Origin of the sequence: Kitasatospora sp. NPDC017646 (assembly GCF_044329365.1) — a bacterium.
GTDB lineage: Bacteria > Actinomycetota > Actinomycetes > Streptomycetales > Streptomycetaceae > Kitasatospora.
Map to the genome: position 1 here is coordinate 483,044 of NZ_JBIRJC010000003.1, position 20,666 is coordinate 503,709.

Genomic DNA, 20,666 nt, shown 5'->3' on the forward strand with positions numbered 1-20,666 from the left:
TCCGGCCGGGCCCCGGTCCGGCTACACCGGATCGGCGGCGATCCCGAGGTAGGCGGCGCGCAGCTCGGCGAGCAGCGGGTGGGCGGGGTCGAAGGCGGTGCCGTCGACGGAGGCCAGCGGACGCGGGCCGACGCCCGCGTTGAGCGCGAAGGCCGCGTCGAAGCGCGCAAGGTCGGCGGCCCGGACCGGCTCGCGGGACTGCGGGCCTCCGTACGCCCCGGCGAGCAGCGCCTCGGTGATGCCGGGCAGGCTGGGGCCCGCGGGCCGCACCAGCCGGTCCCCGGCCAGGAAGCCGACGTTCCAGGTCGCACCCTCGGTCACCAGTCCGTCGTCGTCGGTGAGCAATACGTCGTCGTACCCGGCGAGTTGGGCGGCGCGGCGGTGGTGGACCAGACCGAACAGGCCGACGTGCTTCACCTCGGGCAGCTCGCGCCGGTAGGGCGCCGTGCGCACCCGCAGCGGGGCGGGCTCGGCGGTCGCGGCCGGGCGGGTGGTCACCAGCAGGGCGGGGTCGGCAGGGGCGGCGGGGCGCTCCAGGCCGAGCGCCGGGTCGTACACGGTGACCCTGACGATCACCGGCGCGCCGTCGACGGGCAGCACCGCGCGGATCCGCTCCCTGACCACCGCCCGGTCCAGCTCGGCCGCGAACAGCGCCCGGCAGTCCCGGACCAGCCGGTCCAGGTGCAGCCCCAGGCCGCGGACGCCGCCCGCCTCGACCCGCAGCGTGGTGAAGTGCCCGTAGTTGAGCAGCCCCAGCGCGGCGAGCCGCGCCGGGTCGGCGGTCACGCCGTCGATCTCGATCTCACCCATCCCCCGAGTCTGCCAGTTGCCGGGACGCCAGCGGCTCCGGCGGCACCACCGGCCGGTACGGGCTGACGACCGTTCGGCCCGCCCTGGTGCGGGCGGCCCGCTCGAACTCCTCGATCCTGGCCGCCAGCCCCTCCGGCTCGCCCGCGTCCGCCCAGCGCCATGCCTCCGCCCACCACTGCGGCCCGCGCACCAGCGGACGGCCAGCCAGTGCCAGGTACAGCGCCAGCGTCGAGCGGGCGTACTCGTGCACCCAGCCGTCACAGCCCCGGTAGTCCGCCGTCTCGTCCAACCGCAGCCAGCGGCCCTCCTGCCCGGCGGCCAGTATCGGCACCCAGCCGCGCTGCCGGTCGGCGACCAGCAGGAGCAGCCGGCCGTCCTCCTCGCGCACCCGGTGGAGCGGGAGTTGGGGCATCCGGGCGAACGACAGCGACCGCTTCCAGCCCACCACCCACAGCCCGCGGCGCAGGTAGTAGCGGACGGCGGGCTGCCAGCTCCAGTGCGCCTCCAACCGGAAGCCCGGCAGGCCCTCGGCGGTCGCCGCCGCGTACACCTCGTCCAGTGCGGCGGCTGCCAGTCCGCGTCCGCGCGCGGCCGGCCGCAGGTAGAGGGAGGACACGGCGAGTTGGCTCGGGCCCCTGGTCCAGTTGTCCACCGCGACCGTCCCGGCGACGGCGCCGCGCTCGTCGAGGATCCAGTACCGGCGCCGGTACAGCTCCCCGCCGGGCCACTCGCGGCCGCTCTCCCCCAGCCGCTCCCGCCAGTCCCGCTCGGCCGGCGGCGCCAGCGCGTCCGGGTCCACCGCCTCGCCCAGCTCGCCCTCCACCAGGGACGCCAAGTCCCAGAGGGAGAACCGCCGTTCCTCTCCCTCGGCGGCCGCCCGCAACCGCACCCCCGTCGCCAACCGGTCCTGCGCCCGCCCGAGCGCCGCATCCCACGACCTCACCACGGGGCCACCCTAGCGGTCCTCCGGGCACGACCCGTAATCCACCGGCCACCGAACGTCAGTCCGGCGGACCGCACGGCCGTCTCCCGACGTACGGACCGCCGGCGGTTCCCCGCAGGCCCGCTCCGGGCGTCCTAGCCGACCGGCTGGCGCGCTCCCGAAAGGGCGGGGGCCGGGGCCGGGGCCTTGCGGGGGCGGGTGAGGGCGACGGCGGCGATCACCAGGATGCCGCCGGCCAGGGCGTTCCAGCCGACCGGCTCGGCGAGCAGGGCCGCGCCGAGCACGGTGGACCACAGGGGCATGACGTAGGTGACGGCGGAGGCGACGGCGGTGCCGGCCGTACGGACCAGGCCGAGGTTGAGCAGGTACGCCAGGCCCGTGCCGAGCCCGCCGAGCACCAGCAGGGCCGCGGCGGCCGGACCGCCCGGCCAGCGCGGGAGGCCGGCGGCGGCCGGGGCGACCACCGCCAGCTCGACTGCGGCACAACTGATCTGGAGCGTGGACAGGGTGGTGACCGTCTCCGGCCGACCGGACAGGAAGCGGCGCAGGTAGGCGAAGCCCGCGCCGTAGCAACAGGCGGCGGACAGACAGGCGAGGGCGCCGACGGTCGCGCCGGCGCCGAGCCCGCGCCAGACCCCGAGCACGGTGAGCACGCCGACGAAGCCGAGCGCGAGGCCGGAGAGCCGGCGGGCGCCGGGGCGGCGCTCCTCGGGGACTGTCAGCACCGCGAACAGCATGGTGAACAGCGGGGTGGTCGCGTTCATCACCCCGGCGAGCACCGAGCTGACCCTGGTCTCGCCGAACGAGAACAGGGTGAAGGGCACGGTGTTGAGCAGCACCGCGACGACCGCCGAGTGCCCCCACAGGGCCCGGTCGCGCGGGGCCCGCTCGCCCCGCAGCAGCAGGACCGCCCACAGCGTGGTGGCGCCCAGCACGCTGCGCCACAGCGCCACCCACACCGGCGGCACGCCCGCGTCGACCGCCACCTTGATCAGGGCGAAGCTGGCGCCCCAGATCGCCGACAGCGCCGCGAAGCCCGGCAACCAGCGCCGCACCCCGACCACCTCCCCGTCCGTACCCGCCACGTGTTCCGTCGCTCGTTCTGGACAGAGGGTGGCCCCGCGACCGAGCATGAGTCCAACAAGTGGCAGTGCGCGAAGGATGAGGAACTCTCATGACCCCGGAGGTCAACCTGGCCCAGCTCAGGGCGCTGGTCGCGGTCGCCGACACCGGCGGCTTCGGCGCGGCCGCCGACGAGCTGGGCATCAGCCAGTCCGCCGTCTCGCACGCCGTCGCCGCACTGGAGCGCTCGCTCGGCGCACCCGTGCTGCGGCGCGGCACCCCGTGCCGGCCCACCCCGCTCGGCGAGCAGGTCCTGCCGCACGCCCGCACCGCCGTCGCCTCCGCCGCCGCGGTGCGCGCCATCGCCACCCGGCACTCCGGCGGCCTCACCGGCACCGTGCGGCTGGCGGCGCCGACCACGGTCTGCCAGGCACTGCTGCCCGGGCTGCTGCGGGACTGGAAGGCCGCGTACCCGCAGGTCACGGTGCGGGTCTTCGAGGGCGAGGACGCCGAGCTGCTCACCTGGCTGGAGGCGGGCACCGTGGACGCCGCCGTCCTGGTCGACGCCGATCGGCTGCCGCCGGGGGCGGTCGCGCTCGGCGCCGACTCGATGCACGCGCTGCTGCGCCGCGACCACCCGCTCGCCGGTCAGGAGACCGTCCACGTCGGCGAGTTGGAGGACGACGACTTCCTGCTCTCCGAGGGCGGCTGCGAACGCCACATCCGCGAGGCCTACCGCCGGGCCGGCACCCGCTTCACGCCGCGGCACCGCATCCGCGACCTCAACACCCTGATCGGCATGGTGCACGCGGGCGTCGGGGTCTCGGTGATGCCCGCGCTGGCGCTGACCATGCTGCCGCCCGACTGCGTCCTGGTCCCGATCCGCCCCGCCGTGCACCGGACCCTCACCCTCACCGGGCCCAGCGGCCGGCCCTGGTCCCCGGCGGTCACCGTCCTGCTCGCCGGGGTTGGGGCGAGCGCCCCGGCCTGACGGCGGTTTTCGACGCCACAGGCACGGCCGATGGAGCTTTTCGTCGTTCCGGGCGGGCGCGGCTGGCGGAGCGAGCCGTCCGCACCGAAGGTGGCGGCGTCCCAACCGTCCGCCCGCCCCCGGAGCACCCCTTGCCCGTCCACCCGCACCGCCGGCTCGCGCTCTGCGCGGCGGAGGTCCCGGGGATCACGGCCCTGGAGTCGGCGCCGGTGCTGCGGACGCTCAAGGCGGCGGGGCCGGTTCCGGCGGCTTGACCTTCTTGGGGGTTGACCGCCATTCCTCAACAGGTCTATACCAGTGATGACCTTCGGCAACCACCCACCGCCGACGGCCCGTTCCGCCTGTTGCGCGCTGCCCCCACACTCGGCGCGACCAGGCTGTCGCCCCCACCGCCGTTTCCTGGAAAGGCCTCCGATGGAACGCGCTCTTCCCCCACACCCCCGCCCCTCGACGCCCCGCAGACGCCGCACCGGGCGGGTCGCCCTCGCCGTGGCCGGCGTGCTCGGCCTGGTCGCCGGCGGGGTCGCCGCGCTGACCGCCACCGGCGCGGCCTCGGCCGCCACCACCGACGCCGGCACCGGCCTGGGCAGCAACTGGTACGCCTCGGCGCCGTACCTGATGCCCGAGGACAACAGCCCGCCGGACGCCGCCGCCGTGATGGACGCGACCGGGCAGCGGGCCTTCCAACTGGCCTTCATCCTCGCCCAGGGCAACAGCTGTTCGCCCGCCTGGGGCGGCACCTCCTCGATCGGCTCCGACACCACCATGCCCGCCGTCATCCAGACCATCCGCGGCAAGGGCGGGGACGTCTCGGTGTCGGTCGGCGGGTACGGGGGCACCAAGCTGGGACAGGTCTGCGGCACGCCGGAGGCGACCGCCGCCGGCTACCAGCAGGTGATCACCAAGTACAACCTCAAGGCGATCGACTTCGACCTGGAGGAGCCGGAGTACGAGAACACCGCCGCGATCCACAACGAGATCGGCGCCGCCCGCATCCTCCAGCAGAACAACCCGGGCCTGTACGTCTCGATCACCACCGCCGGGACCACCGCGGGCACCGGCTGGTTCGGCACCCAGATGCTCAACGAGGCCAAGTCGCAGGGCTTCACGCCGAACAACTTCTCGATCATGCCGTTCGACGGCGGCTTCAACGGCGCCGCCGCGCAGACCGACGCGCTGGTGAAGTTCAACCAGATCCTCCAGACCACCTTCGGCTGGAACGAGGCCACCGCGTACGCCCACGAGGGCGTGTCGATGATGAACGGCCGCACCGACGCCGCCGAGTACTTCCGCCAGGCCGACTTCCAGACCGTGCTGGACTTCGCCACCGCGCACGGCCTGGCCCGCTACACCTACTGGTCGGTCAACCGGGACCGCCAGTGCGCGGGCAACGTAGACCCGGGGCTGTCCGGCTCCTGCTCCAGCGTGGCGCAGAACGACTGGGACTTCACCAAGTACACGGTGAAGTTCGCCGGGGCGACGCCGCCCACCACCCCGCCCACCACGCCGCCGACCACCCCACCGACCACCCCGCCGACCGGCAACCCGGGCGTCTGCACCGCCCCGGCGTGGAGCGCGAGCACCACGTACACCGCGGGCGCCAAGGTCTCGTACAACGGGCACGACTACCACGCCAAGTGGTGGACGCTGAACGAGGTGCCGAGCGCCAGCGGCCAGTGGGGCGTCTGGGCCGACGACGGCCCCTGCTGACACCGACACCCGAGCTTGGAGGGGCGGGCGCTCACAACGCCCGCCCCTCGCAGCTCAGTCGGCGTCGAACCGCTCCCGCAGAGCGGCCAGCACCCGCGCCGCCTCGGTCAGCCCGGCGGCCTCGCAGCGATCGATCCCGGCGGTCAGCCGGTCCCCCGCCTCCCGGGGGCGACCCAGATCGCCGCCCTCGATCAGGGCGGCGAGCCGGACGGCCTCCGCGCGCAGCGACTCGGCCCGCATCGCCTCGGCGGACCGCGGCGACTCGACGGACCGCGGTGACTCCACGGACCGCGGTGACTCGGCCCGGTCCCCGCCCCACCCGTACGCCGCGATCGCCCGCTCGGCCTCGGCGAGCGCCTCCTCGTACCGGTCGGCGATGGCCAGGCAGCGTGCCCGCTCGTAGTGCGAACCGCCTCGCAGGTACCAGTCGTCGTACTCCTGCCCGGACCGCTCGGCCGCCTCGCCGAGCCCGTCCGCCTCGGCCAGCAGGGCCAGGGCCGCGTCCAGCCCATCGGCACCCCTGGCGCGCATCGTGAGCTGGGCCAACTCCCGAAGCGTGGCCGCCAGTTGGTCGACCTGTGGGGCCTTGCCGTGCGCCTGCCGAGCCCGCCCGAGGGCGGCGTCGGCGGCGTCCCAGCGGTCCGCCCGGGCGAGTGCCAGGGTGGCTTCGCAGGCGACCATGGTGTGGGTCTGCTGGTCCTCCCAGTCGGCGACCAGGTCGGCCAGCCGCAGGTACTCCTCGGCCGCGTCCCGGTGCTCCTCCAGCTCGACCAGTCCGCGGGCCAGGTCCAGCCGGGCCTGGGCGAGCATCCGGACGTCCAGCCCGGCGGACGAGCCGGTCGAGGCGTCCAGCACCGACTCCAGCACGGCCACCGCGTCCGCCGCGCGGCCGGTGCCGCGCAGCACGTCGGCCAGTTGCAGCCGCACCTGGACCGCCTCCTCGACGGCCGCGGCACCCTGCCGGTCGTAGCGCGCGGCGGCCTCCGACAGCGCCCGGACCGCCCCGCCGTAGTCCTCGACCTGCATGCTCGCGTGGCCGAGCATCATGTACGTCGGCGCGTACGGGTAGGCGTCCTCCCCCCAGCGCACGGCCTCGGCCAGCGCCCGGTGGAACACCTCGACGGCCTGGCCGGGCTCGCCCTGCTGCAACAGCACCTGGCCCAGCAGCCCGAGCACCCGGGGTGTGTGCCAGAGAAGTTCGGCCTCCTCCAACTGCGCCAGTACTCCGTGCAGTTGGGCTGCCGCCTCGGCCAGGCGCCCCTGCCGGGCGGCGGCGTCGGCGGTGTACTGGCGGGAGGTGGCGGCCCGGCGGGCGGAGCCCAGCTTGACGGCGGCCCGCCGGTACCCGCGGACGGCGGCCTCGAAGCGCGCGGTGGTCTCCTCGGAGGGCTCGGGCAGCGCCTCGACCAGGTCGTGGTGGGCGGCGTAGGCGCGCGACTGCAGGACGATCAGGTAGTCGTCGTCCGGCATCCGGCCCGCGGCGCGCAGGGCCTCGGCCTCGGCCAGCGCGGTGTCCAGCCCGGCCCAGTCGGCCACCGCACCCTCCACGTCGCCGAGTTCGACGATCAGCGTCCGGGTGCGGGTCATCAGTGCCGGACCGGGCAGCCCGGCCCGCTCGTACAGCTCGGCGGCCTCCAGCAGGCGCGCCGCGCCCTCGGCGTGGTCGTCGCGCTGCAGGGCGTCGTGGGCGCGCTGCTCGGCGAGTTCGGCGCCCAGCCGCTCGGGGCCGCCGAGTTCGGCGCTCTCCGGGTGCACGAAGTCCGCGGCGGCGGCCCGTTCGGCGATCCGCCGCCAGAGCCGGTCGGCGTCCGGGTGGCCGAGCACCTCCAGTTCGCGGGCCTTGAGCACCAGGGCGGTGAAGTCCTCCGGCTCCGGCTCGACCTCCCGACGCGCCGCCGGAGCGACGGCCGGGGCCGTACCGAGCTCCGGCGCGGCGGCGGCCCGCACGCCCAGGGCCAGCGGCTCGGCCAGCAGCGGCCCGGCCGCCAGCCGCGCGCGCCGGGCGGCGCTCACCGCGTCGGTGCCGTTGCGGGCGTCGAAGCGGGCGGCCAGCGCGTCGGCCTCGGTGCGCACGTGGGCGAGCAGGGTGTCGACCGTCCAGCCGGTGCCGGCCGGTCCGCTGACCGCCAGCGAGCCGTGCCCGGCCCGGGCCAGGGCGGCGATCAGCACCTCGACGCCGGTGAGGAAGTCGAGGACCCCGAGCGGGTCGCCGGTCACCGCGAACAGGTCGCGGTTCTCGGCGAGGAGCTCCAGGCCGCGCGGCTCGTTGCCGGTCAGGGCGCAGAACTCGATGTGCTGGCCGACCGGGCGCACCATCCCCGCCTTGCCGCGGGCGAAGCGGTAGCCCGCCAGGTGGCTGGAGCGGGCCTCGTCGAGGCGGCCCTCGCGCACGAGCGGCAGTAGGGCGGCGGCCTGGCTGCGGTAGGGCTCCTCCGCGCAGGTGCTCCGGCCCGCGAGGACGGGCCCGAGGATCTCCAGTGCCCGCGCGTCGTCCCCGGCGGCCACCTGGTGGTCGGCGCGGGCGCGGGTCTCGCAGGCGTGGCAGTCGCTGAGCTCGGAGCGCGGGCGGGCCGCCCAGAGCTCGTAGGCGTCCTGGACGTCGATGCCGGTGTGCACGGCCAGGTGGTAGCGCTGGGCGTAGTACGGCTGGAGGTCGAACCCGGCCGACCGGTAGCGGTCCCGCAGCTCGGTGTGCCAGCGGCGGACGGCCGCCAGTGGCACGTCCGGGGTGTCGAGCAGCGCCACGGCCACCCACTTGAAGCGCCAGAACACCTGGTGGCGGGCCCACTCTCCGAAGCCGTCCGGGTCGGCGTCCCAGAGCTTGAGCACCCGCGCGAAGACCACCGGGGTCTTGCTGCGCTCGCCGTCGTACTCGTAGGCCTCCATCAGTTCGAGCAGGGCCATCGAGCGGACCCCGGTGTCATCGAACTGCTCGGCGGCGTCGACGAGTTCCTCGGCGGTGACGGTGCGGGTACGGCCGTACGGGCGGGCGTCGTTCTCGCGCAGCGCGGCCATCACCGCGTCGGGGGTGTCCAGCATCACGCCTCCTTCTCGTCGGCGCCCGCGGCCTCGTGGCCGAGCATGGCGTGGTCGAGCAGGCTGATGAAGGAACGGTTCAGCAGCGCGGACTCGCTGGCCCTGAGCGGGCGACGGGTCATCAGCACGGCCTGCCCGTACAGCGCCTCGACGGCGGTGACGGCCAGTTCGCGGTCGGCGATGGTGGCGGCGCGGCGCACCAGCGGGTTGAGGTGGTTCAGCACCAGCTGGGCGCGGGGCACCTCGGCGCGCAGCGAGCCCAGGATGTCCGCCCACAAGCCGTCGGCCTCGTCGGCGAGTTGGGCGCGCGTGCGCTCGTGCCGGGCCTCCCGGTTGTCGAGCAACAGGGCGGGCGCGTTGGTGGGGTGGAAGCTGCGAAGGGCGACGTCGCAGTCGAACCGGCCGACCACCTCGCGGGCGATCGCCAGGAAGACGCCCGCGGCCAGTTCGGCGGCCGGGTCGACGGTGTCCAGGTGCGCGGTGACGGTGCCCGGGTCGAGGTCGGCGACCGAGACCCCGGGGCGGATCTCCGGCAGCCGGTGCACCAGGTCGCGGTCGTAGGTGTAGCCGCCGTTGACCACCCCGAGCCCGGCCGCGCCGGCGATCGGGGCGACCTGCCGGAACTCCTCGACCGTACGGGTCACCAGCACCACCGGGTGGCTGCGGGCGAACTCGTCCAGGGTGACGTTGCCGTCGGTGGTCTCGAACGGCAGCCAGGGCAGCATCATCCGCAGCAACTCGTCGTCGTAGCGGGCGAGTTCCTTGACGGCCAGGTGGTGCACGGAGAGGAAGCGGTGGAGCAGCGCCGGGTCGCTGGCGGACAGGCCGGTGAGCCAGTCGCGGATCCGGGCGCCGAGCGCGTCGCGGACGGCGGCCAGCGTCTCGTCCGCGTACAGGCCCTCGCGCGAGGCGGTCGGGCGCAGCCCGTCGGTGTCCACCACGCAGCGGACGAAGAACGCCCAGTCCGGCAGCAGTTCGTCGGCCTGGTCGGAGAGCAGCATGCCCTTGAGGTGCACCCGGTGGCCGTTGCGGCGCGAGGGCGGGGCGGCGTCGGGCAGGACGTACGCGACGCCGCGCAGGCCGACCAGCGGGAGGTCCAGCTCGATGGTGTCGAGCGGGGTGAAGTCGAAGGTGGCGCGGCAGTACTCGGCGAGCGCCTCGCGCCGGGCGAGCGGGGAGCCGTGCCGGGCGGCCCACGGCGGGGTGCGGTTGACCTGGTGCGCGGTGCCGGCCGCGTCGATCACGGTGACGTCGTGGCGCAGCAGGCTGCCGAAGTCCCGGGCGAGGGAGAGCACCCGGGCGGAGCGCGTCCACTCGGCGGCGTCGGCGCGCGGGGCGAGGGTGACGGTGGTGCCCGGCTCGGGTTTGGCCGAGGCGGCCAGGGTGCGGATCGTGTAGCTGCCGTCGGAGCTGCCGCGCCATTCGATCACCGGCGCGTCCGGGCTCCCCGCGTGCCGGGTCACCACGGTGATCTCGTCGGCGACCACGAAGCAGGCGAGCAGGCCGATGCCGAACTGGCCGATGAAGTCGCCGCGGGCCGCGGCCAGGCCGGCGCCGTCCAGCCTGCCGTCGGCGTCGCGCTTGGAGCTGCGGCCGATGGTGGCGAGGAAGGTGTGGACGTCCTTCTCGGTCAGACCGATGCCGGTGTCGGTGACGGACAGCTCGTCGTCGGCGCGGACGGTGATGGCGGCCGGCGCCCCGGGGTCGAGGGCGCGGCGCGCGGAGATCGCGTCCACGGCGTTCTGCAGCAGCTCGCGCAGGTAGACGCGCGGGCTGGAGTAGAGGTGGTGGGAGAGCAGGTCCACCAGTCCGCGCAGGTCCACCTGGAAGGTGTGCGCACTCGTCGGGTTGTCGGATGGGGACACCGGAGGCTCTTTCGGTCGCGAAATGCGGAAGGGTTTCAGTACGCGGCGCAGCGGTCGCGGTGGGCGCGGAAGGTCCTGACCGGGTCGCCGGACAGGTAGTGCCAGGGGGACTCGGTGACGAAGCCGTCCAGCGCGTCGAACAGCAGCCGCGCCGTCCTGGGCTGGTCGGCGAGCGAGAAGGCCATCGCGAAGGCGTTGAAGCTCCCCTGCCAGCCCCGGACCGGCACGAAGTCCGGGTGCAGGACGGAGCGGAACGCCGCCTCCTGCAGCTCGGCCACCACGGCGGGGTCGGTCAGGTAGGCGCGGTCCTCGCCGTCCGGCAGGTCCAGCCAGCGCTCCAGGTGGGCCAGCGCGACCAGCTCGCCGAGCTGACTGCCCTCGGGGGCGGCCAGCATCGCGGAGCGGGCGAACTCGTGCACCGCCTCGTGCGAGCCGCCCCACTTGGCGCACACCTGCTGGAGCCGCTGGCGGTGCGAGGCGGGGTGCCCGGGCTCCCGGCGCACGGCGGCCTCGAAGCGGCAGGCGGCGACCTCCGGGCCCAGCGAGGCGCCGCGCGCGCTGATCTGCAGGAAGTACCACGGGGCGAGCCAGGACGGCTCCCGCTCGGCAACCTCCAGCAGCTGCTCCTCGGCGACGTCCAGCCGCTGGTGGAACAGCTTCCACTGCTCCTCGGTGACCTGCCCGGCCCGGGCGCCGGTGCGCGCCTCCCAGGCCCAGCTGACGTGCCGGGCGCCGGACAGCAGCAGCGGCAGCGCGTCCTCCGGGGCGTCCGACATCGCGCGGGCCGTCCACTCCTCGACCCCGGCGACGTCCGCGACCGCCCCGGCGAGCCAGGTCAGCCCGGCGCCGTCCGCCGCGGCCAGCTCCGGACGCAGCGCCGTCCAGTCGCCGGCGGCGGCCTGGCCGAGCACCCGGCGGACGGACTCGTCCCCGAAGGACGGGTCGAGCCTCGGCTCCGCCGCCCGGGCGGCGACGGGCGCCCCGGCGGCCCGCCGGCCCAGGCCGAACCCGAGCCCGCGCCTGCCGGCCCGGTCCTGCGCGCCCTCCCCGCCCGAGCGGCGTCGGAACAGCGGCATGTGTGGCCCCCTCGAACATCATCGGCATCTGTCGCATGGCCCCACTGCGGCCACCCCACGTGAGTACATATCACGGGCGACTGACGGCCCTTTCCCCAGCCCAGCGACCTCCGCACGAGGCCCGCCGTCCCGCGACCGGTGGCATCTTGTTGCCTGACAGCTTTCTGACACCGCGCACGTCACCGCCCGGGCCGACGTTCCGTCAGGCTGGTCACCGTGCACGCCATTCGCTTCCACCTGCGCGGCCCGGAACACCCCGACGGCCCCCCACCGGCTCCCGAGGCCGTCCGGGACGGGCTGGCGCTCGGGGTGCCCGCCCCGGCCCGGATCGAGCACGCCCGGATCCTGACCGGCCCGGGCGTGGTCGACGGGGTCGCCTTCGTCCTCGCCGACAACCTGCTCGCCGCCGAGGCCGCCCTCATCGCCGCCTGCGCCACCCTCACCGGCCGGGCCGGACCGCTGCCCGGCTGGGACGTGCCGCACTGCGCCCTGGACACGGTGCTGGCCCTGGGCCCGCACGGACTCCCGGCCTGCTCGTGACCCGAGTGCGTCAGGCCGCACCGAGCCCGGCGTCCGGCGTCTTCCCCGACTGCGCCTGCTCGATCCGATTGACCAGCATCACGGCGAACCGCCGCGCGGCCGGCAGGTCCACCGCGCCGCCCTCCGTCGTCACGCTCGCCACCACGGTGCCCGAGCGCACCACGATGCTCACGCCGTCCCCCGCCGACAGCGGCCCGACGAACGCCTGGCTCTCGCTGCCCAGCGCCGGGGCGTCGACCTTGTGGAACGGCCCGACGGGGTAGGACGCGTACGTCTCCTTCAACCGGTTCCTGGCCGCGTCCCGGCTGGGCAGCGTCTCCACCAGGAACCGGGTCACCAGGTCCCCCGAGGAGAACCGGACCGACCCGCTGAGCGGCTTGCCCGTGCACGGCGTCGAGGCCGAGCAGGTGACGGCGTGGTCGGCGGTGTCGACCTTGCGCTTCTCCTCGTCCCATCCGGCCATCACCTTGGCGTCCGGCAGCACCTGCCCGACCACCTTGTCGTCCAGCAGCGTCCCCTCCAGGTCCGCACTGGGCGCCGCGGCCGGCGGCACCGGCGCCGCACTGCCGGCGGCACCCGCGTTCCCGCCCGGAGACGCGGACGCCCCAGCGGACGCCCCAGCAGACGCCCCAGCGGACGCCGAGCCCCCGGCGCCCGTCGGCGCGGCAGCGGCACTTGTCACCGCCGAAGTCGCCGGCCCTGCCGAACCAGCCGAACCCGTCGCCCCCGCAGCCCCGTTGGCACCTCCCGACCCGCCGGACGAACACCCCGCCAGCACCCCCGCCAGCACACCGCCCGCCACCACGGCGAACACCCGCCGTCCACCCATCCCCATCGCCCGCTCCCTTACGGCTGTCCGTGACCCCTCAAGATAGCGACCGCCCCACCCCCCACCCGCGTCGGGTCCCCCGCACACGAACCGCCCCGCCCCGCCCCGGGAACGCCGAAGGGGCGGCGGCCTCCACGGCCACCGCCCCACCGGACATCCCGACCGAACGGTCAGACCGCCGGGACCGGGAAGGTCGGGTACTCGACACCCGAGATGTACTGCACGACCCGCACGACCTGGCACGAGTAACCGAACTCGTTGTCGTACCACAGGTAGAGGATCGCGTTGTCGCCGTCGACCTTGGTCGCCCCGGCGTCCACGATCGAGGCGTGGCGCGAGCCGATGAAGTCGCTGGAGACCGCGTCCGGCGAGTCGATGAAGTCGATCTGCCGCTTCAGCGGCGAGGTCAGCGAGATGTTCCGCAGGTAGTCGAGGACCTCCTCGCGGTTGGTCTCCCGCTTCAGCTGCAGGTTGAGGATCGCGATGGACACGTCCGGCACCGGCACGCGGATCGAGCTGCCGGTGATCTTCGCCTTGAGGTCCGGCAGGGCCTTGGCGACGGCCGAGGCCGCACCGGTCTCGGTGATCACCATGTTCAGCGGCGCCGAGCGGCCGCGGCGGTCGGCCTTGTGGTAGTTGTCCAGCAGGTTCTGGTCGTTGGTGAACGAGTGGACGGTCTCCACGTGGCCGCGCACGACGCCGTACTCGTCCTCCATCGCCTTCAGCGGCGGGACGATGGCGTTGGTGGTGCAGGAGGCGCAGGAGATGATCTGCTCGTCCGGCTTGATCATGTCGTGGTTGACGCCGTGCACGATGTTCGGCACGTCGCCCTTGCCCGGGGCGGTCAGCACGACCTTGGCGATGCCGGGGCGCAGGTGCTTGGACAGGCCCTCGCGGTCACGCCACCTGCCGGTGTTGTCGATCAGGATCGCGTCCTTGATCCCGTACTCCGTGTAGTCGACCTCGCTCGGGTCGTTGGAGTAGATCACCGTGATCTCGTTGCCGTTGACGACGATCTTGTTGTTCGCCTCGTCGACGGTGATGGTGCCCTGGAACTGGCCGTGGATCGAGTCGCGGCGCAGCAGCGAGGCGCGCTTGACCAGGTCGTCGCCGCCGCCGTTGCGCACGACGATGGCCTTCAGCCGCAGGCCGTTGCCGGAGGCCTTCTCGATCAACAGGCGGGCGACCAGCCGACCGATGCGGCCGAACCCGTACAGCACGACGTCCTGCGCGGACCGGCGCTCCAGCTTGTTCTCACCGGTGGCACCGGCGACGGCCCGGGCGGTGAACTCCTCCACCGACAGGCCGTGGTCGTCCGCCCGGTAGGTCGAGGCGAGCATCCCGAGGTCGATCTGCGAGGGGCCGAGGTCCAGGGTGGTCAGCGCCTGCAGGAACGGCATGGTCTCGGTGACCGAGAGCTCCTCGCCCGCGATCTGCCGGGCGAAGCGGTGCGTCTTGAGGATGCTGACCACCGACTTGTTCACCAGGGAACGGCTGTGGAGCAGGACGGTCACGTCCTTCTCCCGGTGCAGCCGCCCGATGATCGGGATCATCGACTCCGCGATCTCCTCGCGGTTCTTCCAGTCCGTGAACACGTCGTCGTTGACAGTCACAAGTCCATCTTTCGAGCTGAGGGTGTTGCCCACATGGTAGCTTCGCCCGCCTCCGGCCCAACGGGCGGTCCCCTCCTTCCCCGCCCCGCCCGAGCCTCCCACCTGCGACTTCCTCCGCGCCCCCGTCCGCAAAGGTGATCGCCGCCACCCCGGCCGACCCCGGTCTACTCGGGTAGAACATGCCCCCGTGGTTTCTCAAGTCGGCGGTCGGCGGTCCCGCACGCGCGGACGGCCCCCAGCTGTGGATCGTGGAGCCGGTTCCGTTCCGGCTCCTTCCGGCTCGGGACATCTGGCTTTCCGCCGGCTGACTCAGGCACCCCCACTGCCTCCCAGCCGCACCTGCTGTGGCCGCTCGCGCTGTATCCGGTGTCGGATACGGCGGAGGTGGTCTTCCAGTGCCTGAGGGACCGCAGCCCGTTCGACGACACCGAGGTACGACGGGAGCTGCTGCGGCGGCTGAACGAGATCGACGGGATCGAACTGGCCGAGGCGAAGCTGGACCTCCGCCCGTCGTTCCCGCTCCAGGTGTTCGCCGGCCACGTGGAGGAGATCTGCGCGGTGCTGGAATGGTTCGTCCACACGGCGGCTCTGGAGCTCGCGCAGCGCGCCTGAGCCGGATTGCCGTGTGCCCGGCGCCGAGTCAGGGGACTCGGCGCCGGCGCACGGCACGATCAGTCATTTCAGGGAAGCGGCCAGGAGTGCTCCAGGGTGTCCAGCCACCCCCTGTGCCCGTCCATGTTCACGGTGAGACCGAACCGGTCAGGGGCGGGGGAGCCGTTCTCTTTCCACCACTCGTAGGCGTCCTCGATCTCGTCCCACAGTCGGCGCTCACCGTACTGCCGAACGGTGAACCGGTCGTGATCACCGCCGTCGTGGTCCACCGCCGCCCAGGACGCCCGGTCGGTCGAGGCGATCCACAACCGGTCCGCGACGCCCTCGGCGGGGTCGTCCTGCCACGCGTGCCAGATGTCGCCGATCCGGTGGCCGATAGCGAACGCGGCGTCTCCGCGCACCACCGCGCGCCGGGGCAGCACCGTCTCCGACACGATCGCCTCGTGCTCCGTGCCCTTCACCACGTCGCGCATCAGCTGTACGTCGTCGCGCTGGGTACGGGCGAGCATGAACGCCCCGTGCGGACGGTACCGGCCCACCGCCGTGCCGTCGTCGCCGACCGTGAACCGCAGCATGCCCCAGCAGATCCACGGGTTGTCCCACGGCGTGAGGATGACCCCGCCGGGTTTGGTCTGGCCGATCCACTGCGGCGGGACGCGCCGCACGGAACAGGTGGACACGATGCGGTCGTACGGCGCGGCGGGGCCGTAGCCGAGCAGGCCGTCCGCGCACACGACAACCGGGGCGTACCCGGCGGCGTTGAGGTTCTTCCGGCCGCGCACGGCCAGGTCGGCGTCCAGTTCGACCGTCACCACCCTGTCGGCACCGAGCCGGTGGCACAGGAGGGCCGCGGTGTACCCGTTGGCGGTTCCGATCTCCAGGACCGTCATGCCGTCGCTCAGATCGAGCATGCCCAGCATGTCGAACACCACAGGCTGACGGCACGGTACGCGCCGCCGTCCTGTTCGAGCCAGACTCGTTCGGGGAGGAAGTGGTGGCGGGGGTGGGCCACGGCCGCCTGTCGCCACTCGGGGGCCACGTCGTGGCCGAGATCTCCGGTGACGGCCTGGAACAGGCCGCGCATGGCGGCCTGCTCGGGCCCGTTCTGGTGGTCTGTCATCAGCGGTGCTTGCCGCCCTTGTCGGGACCCGAGCCGTCCGGGCTGGGCTTCGGGCCGATCACGGGACCGCCGGGCTTGGCGTGGCTGCCGCCCTTGCCGTCGTTCGGGCCGCCCTTGTTCTGGTCTCCCACTGGGTCCTCCTACTGGGTCGCGGTGCGGTTGGTGGTCGGGATCGGCCCGGGGTTCGGTGGCCCGGGGGTGGGCGGCTTCTCTGGAGTGGTCATGCTGCTCCTCTCGTGTCCAACGGCAGGTCGCTTCATGGCGAACTCCTTCCGCTTGATGGAGGAAGTTCGTCGATGTGCGTCGAGTACAGCCCAACTGCGTTTCACCGAACAGGCATTATGGGTGGTCCCGGGGTTGTCCCGCCCTCGCGGACGGTAGGCTCGCACTTACCGTCGATGATGGGATTGGCCCGTGGACGACCCGATCCGGCACCCCCTCGCTCACGCCCGCGAACTGCGCGGCTGGTCCCAGGGCGACCTCGTTTCCTTCCTCGACCGGGCCGCTCGCGGCCACGGGCTGCGCTCCGGAGCGGACAAGGCCGCGGTGAGCCGGTGGGAAAACGGACGCAAGACGCCGAACACCGACTCCCAGCTCCTGATCGCCGAGGTCTTCGGCGTTCCCGTGTCGGAGATGGAGAGATACGGCTGGCCGTACTGGCTGCCCGGGCGCGACGAACCGCTGCCGCTGGGGGCCGTCCGCACCGTCCAAGCACTTCACGATGCACAGAGAGCCTCCATGGACCGTCGAAGCTTCATGACCTTCAGTGCCATCTCGCTGGCCGGCCTCGCCGCGCACTGGGCCGTGACCGAACCCGAGCGCCTGGCGTCCGCCATGGGCGGCAAGCAGGTGGATGCCGAACTCGTGGACTGGCTGGAGGACACGAGTCAGCAGCTGACGGCTCTGCCCACCGAACAGCGGCAACACACCATCCGGTTGATGGATGCCCACCTGGCCACCGTCACCGACCTGATCGAGGACGGCCGCTACAGCGAGGGCACCGGCCGTCGCCTGCACCTGCTGGCGGCCTCACTCGCCACCACCTGTGGCTGGTACCGCTTCGACCAGGGTCGGCACTGGGCAGCCGGCAAGCTCTGGGAGGCCGCGCTGCAGTCCGCCCATGCCGCCAGCGACCGCGACCACGGCGCTGGAGTGCTGTCGGACTTCGCCTACCAGGCGAACTGGCTCGGTGAGCCCAAGGTCTCCGTCGACCAGCTCGGATACGCGCTCTCCGGGACCGTGCACCCCACCGCCCGATCGCTGCTGTTCCTGCGGCGGGCGAGAGCACATGCCGCCCTCGGCGAGCCGACGGCCTGCTACCGCGACCTGTCCGAGGCCGAATCCGCCCTGGCGATCGAGGCCGTCGACCCGGCACCCGGCTGGTGCGCGTGGATGGGCCCGGCCGACCTCGCGGTGGACTCCGGCCAGTGCCTCCTGGACCTCGGCCGGACCGAGGAGGCCCACACCCGGATCACCGAGGGCCTGGCCCTGCTGCCCCGGGCCAGGGACAAGACACGCGGAATCTTCCTGACCTACCAGGCCAGGGGCCATCTCCAGTCCAAGAACGTCGAGCAGGCACTCGCAGTCACCAGCGAGTCGCTCGACCTGGCCACCCACATCGGCGCCCCGCGGTGCATCACCCTGGTGCGCGACCTCGCGCCAGCCTTCAAGACCTACCGGAACGTCGACGGCGTTCCCGAACTTCTGGAGCGACTGAGGGTCTGTTGAGCGCCACCGATACTGCGGCCGAGCCGAGTTGGAGAACTCGGCTCGGCGGCGTGCGCGGCTTGGTCAGACGGGTATGCGCCGGGTCGGGTCGTGGTCCCGGCGTTCGGGGTCGGTGCGCTCGTCGTCGGGCCTGGGCGTCCGGAGGGCCGTGACGACGCCGAGGGCGACGGTGGCGAACGCGAGCACCAGGAGGACGGCGAATGCGGCGCCGACCAGGAAGGCGACGGTACCGGCTCTCACCCGTGCTCATCTCCTTCGAGGTCGCGGAGAAGGTGGAGGAGGTGGAGGAGGTTGAGCAGCGTACTCACGGGCGCGTGGCCGAAGTCGACCAGGATCCGGCCGTCGAGGGTCGTCTCGCCGGGGGCAGCGGAGCCCCAGAGGAGCCCGTACGGGAGGCCGCGTCGGTGCAACTCGCCGAGGAGGGTGGTGATCTGCGGCGCGGTGTAATCGTGCATCCCCGGGTCGGTCGGCGCGATGGGGATGCGGTGGCGGCTCACGCGGGGAAGTCCAGCTCGTACCAGACCGTCTTGCCACGCTTCTGGGGGTCAACACCCCAGCGGTGGGTAAGCCCTTCGACCAGCTGGAGACCGCGCCCGGACTCGGCGAGGCGGCCAGGGGTGCGCGGCGCGGGGAGGGCGTCGCTCTCGTCCGCGACGCAGACGCGAAGGGTGGGGGTGAGGGAGAAGTAGACGACGGGGGCGGGGGTCTCGCCGTGCTCCCAGGCGTTGGCGATCAGCTCGCCGAGGGCGGCGGCCGGCCCTCCGGCGGAAGACCCAGGTGGACGTCCTCGGGGCGCAGATGAACGGTGAACTCCTGCTTGGCCCGGACGAACACCCCCATCACCTGTCGGTAGAGCTCACAACTCTCCGTGGTGAGATGCGCGAAAGGCCGGTACCTCTCGCCGGCTCGGTCCGGGACGCCGTCCCGCGGGCTCGAACTCGGGTCGTCGCCGCTGGTCATGGGCGCCATTGTGCAGGACGGCCGTAGCTGCGCGAACCAGTTCACGAAACCGGGGCGACTTCGCGGAGGATTTGCCTGGGGCGCGGCGGGGTGGGGTAATGAGAGACGGCCGGTGTTTCAACGTCCCGTGAGAGACCCGGGAGCTTGTGATGAGCAGTGGGCCGGAACCGATCAGTGCCGAGGGGCTGCGCGCGGTGCGCGAGGAGTTGGCACAGCTGCGGGTGGAGCGGGGGGAGGTGGCCGCGACGCTGCGGGGGGACGGTCCGGCGGGTGATTCCGCGGATGCCGCCGACGAACTTCAGCGGGCCTCCGACGTGACACGGCTGGACCGGCGGATCGCCGAGCTGGAGGGGCGGCTGCGGGAGGCCGAGGTGGCCGGGGCGCCGTCGACCGAGGTGATCGGGGTGGGTTCGACCGTCACCGTGCGGTTCTCGGACGGCGAGGAGGAGACCGTCGAGATCTCGGAGCTGGCGGAGGAGCGGGAAATGACCCTGGTGACCTACGACAGCCCCTTGGGGAAGGCGCTGTTGGGCCGCCGGGCCGGGGAGACGGTGAACTACGAGACGCCGGGCGGCGCGGCGAGCGCGGTCGTGCTGGCGGTGGGGAACGGCCGGTAGGCCAAGGGCGGAGTTCACGGTCGGGGGGGTGTTCGCCGGGCCTCCGACCGGCGCGGCTCGTCGGCTCACAGGAACCACCTCTTCGACGCCCCGGGGCGATGAACCACGGCGTGGCCCGCCGCGGGCGTGCCCAGCCCGGCGGTCACCGCCGCCCACACACAGCCGCCGCCACCTGCCCGAACCGCGCACCGCCGCCAGGAGGGAGGATTCATCCGTACAGCAGACCCGAACCGAGGAGCCGACGACGATGGGCCGAGTGACCGTTCCGCGCAGAATACTGCGGCTGCGCCAGGGCACTTCCTCGCACCGCCCCGACGCGCTGGCCGCCGAGGAGCCGATGGAGATCCGCGTCGGCGGGCGCCCGCTGACGGTGACCATGCGCACCCCCGGCAGCGACTTCGACCTGGCGGCCGGCTTCCTGGTGAGCGAGGGCGTGCTGCACGCCGCCGACCACCTGGCCGGGATCCGCTACTGCGCCGGGGCCACCGCCGACGGCGGCAACACCTACAACGTGGTGGACGTGGTGCTCGCCCCCGGCGTGGCCGCCCCGGACGCCTCGCTGGAGCGCAACTTCTACACCACCTCCTCCTGCGGCCTGTGCGGCAAGGCCAGCCTGGACGCGGTGCGCACCACCGCTCCGTGGAGCGTCGCCGAGGACGGGCTGAAGGCCACCCCCGCGCTGCTCTCCGCGCTGCCCGACCGGCTGCGTGCCGCCCAGAAGGTCTTCGACAGCACCGGCGGCCTGCACGCGGCCGGCCTGTTCGACGCCGGGGGCCGGCTGCTCTGCCTGCGCGAGGACGTGGGCCGGCACAACGCGGTGGACAAGGTGATCGGCCACGCGCTGCGCGAGGGCCTGCTCCCGGCGCGCGGCACGGTGCTGATGGTCAGCGGCCGGGCCTCCTTCGAACTGGTCCAGAAGGCGGTGATGGCCGGCATCCCGATGCTCGCCGCCGTCTCCGCGCCCTCCTCGCTGGCGGCCGACCTCGCCGAGGAGAGCGGCCTGACCCTGGTCGGCTTCCTGCGCGGCGACTCGATGAACGTCTACACCCGCACGGACCGGATCGACACCGGCCCGGAAGACGCCTCCCGGGACGGCGAGTAGCCGGTCGGACCGGCCGCAGCGAGCCGGGCCCGGGCCGGCCCGGCCGTGGCAG

At 73.5% G+C, this 20,666-nt stretch carries 22 protein-coding genes and 1 pseudogene; 8 read left to right on the top strand and 15 right to left on the bottom strand.

All coding sequences use genetic code 11. The features are described from left to right. Positions 1-21 precede the first annotated feature (21 nt). The 3 genes from ACH4J0_RS07830 to ACH4J0_RS07840 form a co-directional block, all read right to left on the bottom strand. Positions 22-810, bottom strand: coding sequence for an aminotransferase class IV (locus ACH4J0_RS07830; protein WP_396237313.1), 789 nt, complete (start codon positions 808-810; stop codon positions 22-24). Then, complete coding sequence (locus ACH4J0_RS07835) at positions 803-1,756, bottom strand: GNAT family N-acetyltransferase (protein ID WP_396237315.1); 954 nt, start codon at positions 1,754-1,756, stop codon at positions 803-805. The genes ACH4J0_RS07830 and ACH4J0_RS07835 overlap by 8 nt, the downstream gene beginning before the upstream one ends. 131 nt (positions 1,757-1,887) lie before the next feature. Beyond that, positions 1,888-2,838, bottom strand: coding sequence for a DMT family transporter (locus ACH4J0_RS07840; RefSeq protein WP_396237317.1), 951 nt, complete (start codon positions 2,836-2,838; stop codon positions 1,888-1,890). Between the two features lie 89 nt (positions 2,839-2,927). Here ACH4J0_RS07840 and ACH4J0_RS07845 point away from each other — a divergent pair, with 89 nt between their 5' ends. From ACH4J0_RS07845 to ACH4J0_RS07855, 3 genes are all read left to right on the top strand, one after another. Continuing rightward, the gene (locus ACH4J0_RS07845) at positions 2,928-3,806 is read left to right on the top strand and encodes a LysR family transcriptional regulator (protein WP_396237319.1); all 879 of its coding nucleotides are present in this window, start codon (positions 2,928-2,930) and stop codon (positions 3,804-3,806) included. A gap of 131 nt (positions 3,807-3,937) precedes the next feature. Continuing rightward, a complete protein-coding gene (locus ACH4J0_RS07850) occupies positions 3,938-4,060 on the top strand; it encodes a hypothetical protein (RefSeq protein ID WP_396237321.1) in 123 nt (40 codons plus the stop codon). 160 nt (positions 4,061-4,220) lie between these two features. Beyond that, on the top strand, positions 4,221-5,516 hold the full coding sequence (locus ACH4J0_RS07855) for a carbohydrate-binding protein (protein WP_396237323.1): 1,296 nt from the start codon (positions 4,221-4,223) through the stop codon (positions 5,514-5,516). A 54-nt stretch (positions 5,517-5,570) separates the two neighbouring features. Here the strand turns inward: ACH4J0_RS07855 and ACH4J0_RS07860 are convergent, their stop codons facing one another. The 3 genes from ACH4J0_RS07860 to ACH4J0_RS07870 are packed head-to-tail and all read right to left on the bottom strand — an operon-like array spanning position 5,571 to position 11,493. Beyond that, positions 5,571-8,555, bottom strand: a complete 2,985-nt coding sequence (locus ACH4J0_RS07860; RefSeq protein WP_396237325.1) for a hypothetical protein — start codon at positions 8,553-8,555, stop codon at positions 5,571-5,573. After that, positions 8,555-10,417: an HSP90 family protein gene (locus ACH4J0_RS07865; protein WP_396237327.1), complete on the bottom strand. Its 1,863-nt coding sequence runs from the start codon at positions 10,415-10,417 to the stop codon at positions 8,555-8,557. The genes ACH4J0_RS07860 and ACH4J0_RS07865 overlap by 1 nt, the downstream gene beginning before the upstream one ends. 35 nt (positions 10,418-10,452) lie before the next feature. Then, a complete protein-coding gene (locus tag ACH4J0_RS07870) occupies positions 10,453-11,493 on the bottom strand; it encodes a hypothetical protein (RefSeq protein ID WP_396237329.1) in 1,041 nt (346 codons plus the stop codon). A 216-nt stretch (positions 11,494-11,709) separates the two neighbouring features. Between ACH4J0_RS07870 and ACH4J0_RS07875 the strand changes: the two genes are divergently transcribed. Further along, entirely contained in the window at positions 11,710-12,033 is a 324-nt protein-coding gene (locus ACH4J0_RS07875) for a hypothetical protein (protein ID WP_396237331.1), read from the top strand. A 10-nt stretch (positions 12,034-12,043) separates the two neighbouring features. On the opposite strand, the gene ACH4J0_RS07880 is transcribed toward ACH4J0_RS07875, so the two are convergent. Both ACH4J0_RS07880 and ACH4J0_RS07885 read right to left on the bottom strand, forming a co-directional pair. After that, positions 12,044-12,586, bottom strand: a complete 543-nt coding sequence (locus ACH4J0_RS07880) for a hypothetical protein (protein ID WP_396237333.1) — start codon at positions 12,584-12,586, stop codon at positions 12,044-12,046. Between the two features lie 446 nt (positions 12,587-13,032). After that, positions 13,033-14,475, bottom strand: coding sequence for a glyceraldehyde-3-phosphate dehydrogenase (locus ACH4J0_RS07885; RefSeq protein WP_396237335.1), 1,443 nt, complete (start codon positions 14,473-14,475; stop codon positions 13,033-13,035). Positions 14,476-14,760: 285 nt separating this feature from the next. Here ACH4J0_RS07885 and ACH4J0_RS07890 point away from each other — a divergent pair. Continuing rightward, positions 14,761-15,087, top strand: a pseudogene (locus tag ACH4J0_RS07890) (hypothetical protein); the annotation flags it as partial. A 68-nt stretch (positions 15,088-15,155) separates the two neighbouring features. Here ACH4J0_RS07890 and ACH4J0_RS07895 read toward each other — a convergent pair. Genes ACH4J0_RS07895 through ACH4J0_RS07905 form a run of 3 tightly spaced genes read right to left on the bottom strand, consistent with a single transcriptional unit; the run spans position 15,156 to position 16,338 of the window. Beyond that, a complete protein-coding gene (locus ACH4J0_RS07895) occupies positions 15,156-15,998 on the bottom strand; it encodes a methyltransferase (protein WP_396237337.1) in 843 nt (280 codons plus the stop codon). Then, a complete protein-coding gene (locus ACH4J0_RS07900) occupies positions 15,986-16,207 on the bottom strand; it encodes a hypothetical protein (protein ID WP_396237339.1) in 222 nt (73 codons plus the stop codon). The genes ACH4J0_RS07895 and ACH4J0_RS07900 overlap by 13 nt, the downstream gene beginning before the upstream one ends. Next, a complete protein-coding gene (locus ACH4J0_RS07905; protein WP_360418816.1) occupies positions 16,207-16,338 on the bottom strand; it encodes a hypothetical protein in 132 nt (43 codons plus the stop codon). The genes ACH4J0_RS07900 and ACH4J0_RS07905 overlap by 1 nt, the downstream gene beginning before the upstream one ends. Positions 16,339-16,621: 283 nt before the next feature. On the opposite strand from ACH4J0_RS07905, the gene ACH4J0_RS07910 reads away from it, so the two are divergent. Beyond that, entirely contained in the window at positions 16,622-17,935 is a 1,314-nt protein-coding gene (locus ACH4J0_RS07910; protein WP_396237341.1) for a helix-turn-helix transcriptional regulator, read from the top strand. Between the two features lie 63 nt (positions 17,936-17,998). On the opposite strand, the gene ACH4J0_RS07915 is transcribed toward ACH4J0_RS07910, so the two are convergent. The 4 genes from ACH4J0_RS07915 to ACH4J0_RS07930 are packed head-to-tail and all read right to left on the bottom strand — an operon-like array spanning position 17,999 to position 18,895. After that, positions 17,999-18,175, bottom strand: coding sequence for a hypothetical protein (locus ACH4J0_RS07915; RefSeq protein WP_396237343.1), 177 nt, complete (start codon positions 18,173-18,175; stop codon positions 17,999-18,001). Continuing rightward, positions 18,172-18,432: a hypothetical protein gene (locus tag ACH4J0_RS07920; RefSeq protein ID WP_396237345.1), complete on the bottom strand. Its 261-nt coding sequence runs from the start codon at positions 18,430-18,432 to the stop codon at positions 18,172-18,174. The genes ACH4J0_RS07915 and ACH4J0_RS07920 overlap by 4 nt, the downstream gene beginning before the upstream one ends. Then, on the bottom strand, positions 18,429-18,671 hold the full coding sequence (locus tag ACH4J0_RS07925; protein ID WP_396237500.1) for an ATP-binding protein: 243 nt from the start codon (positions 18,669-18,671) through the stop codon (positions 18,429-18,431). The genes ACH4J0_RS07920 and ACH4J0_RS07925 overlap by 4 nt, the downstream gene beginning before the upstream one ends. After that, entirely contained in the window at positions 18,668-18,895 is a 228-nt protein-coding gene (locus ACH4J0_RS07930; protein ID WP_396237347.1) for a DUF2397 family protein, read from the bottom strand. Before ACH4J0_RS07930 ends, ACH4J0_RS07925 begins: the two co-directional genes overlap by 4 nt. A gap of 149 nt (positions 18,896-19,044) precedes the next feature. On the opposite strand from ACH4J0_RS07930, the gene ACH4J0_RS07935 reads away from it, so the two are divergent. Both ACH4J0_RS07935 and fdhD read left to right on the top strand, forming a co-directional pair. Further along, a complete protein-coding gene (locus tag ACH4J0_RS07935) occupies positions 19,045-19,512 on the top strand; it encodes a GreA/GreB family elongation factor (protein WP_396237349.1) in 468 nt (155 codons plus the stop codon). Between the two features lie 247 nt (positions 19,513-19,759). Then, positions 19,760-20,614, top strand: a complete 855-nt coding sequence (fdhD, locus tag ACH4J0_RS07940; protein WP_396237351.1) for a formate dehydrogenase accessory sulfurtransferase FdhD — start codon at positions 19,760-19,762, stop codon at positions 20,612-20,614. Positions 20,615-20,666 lie beyond the last annotated feature (52 nt).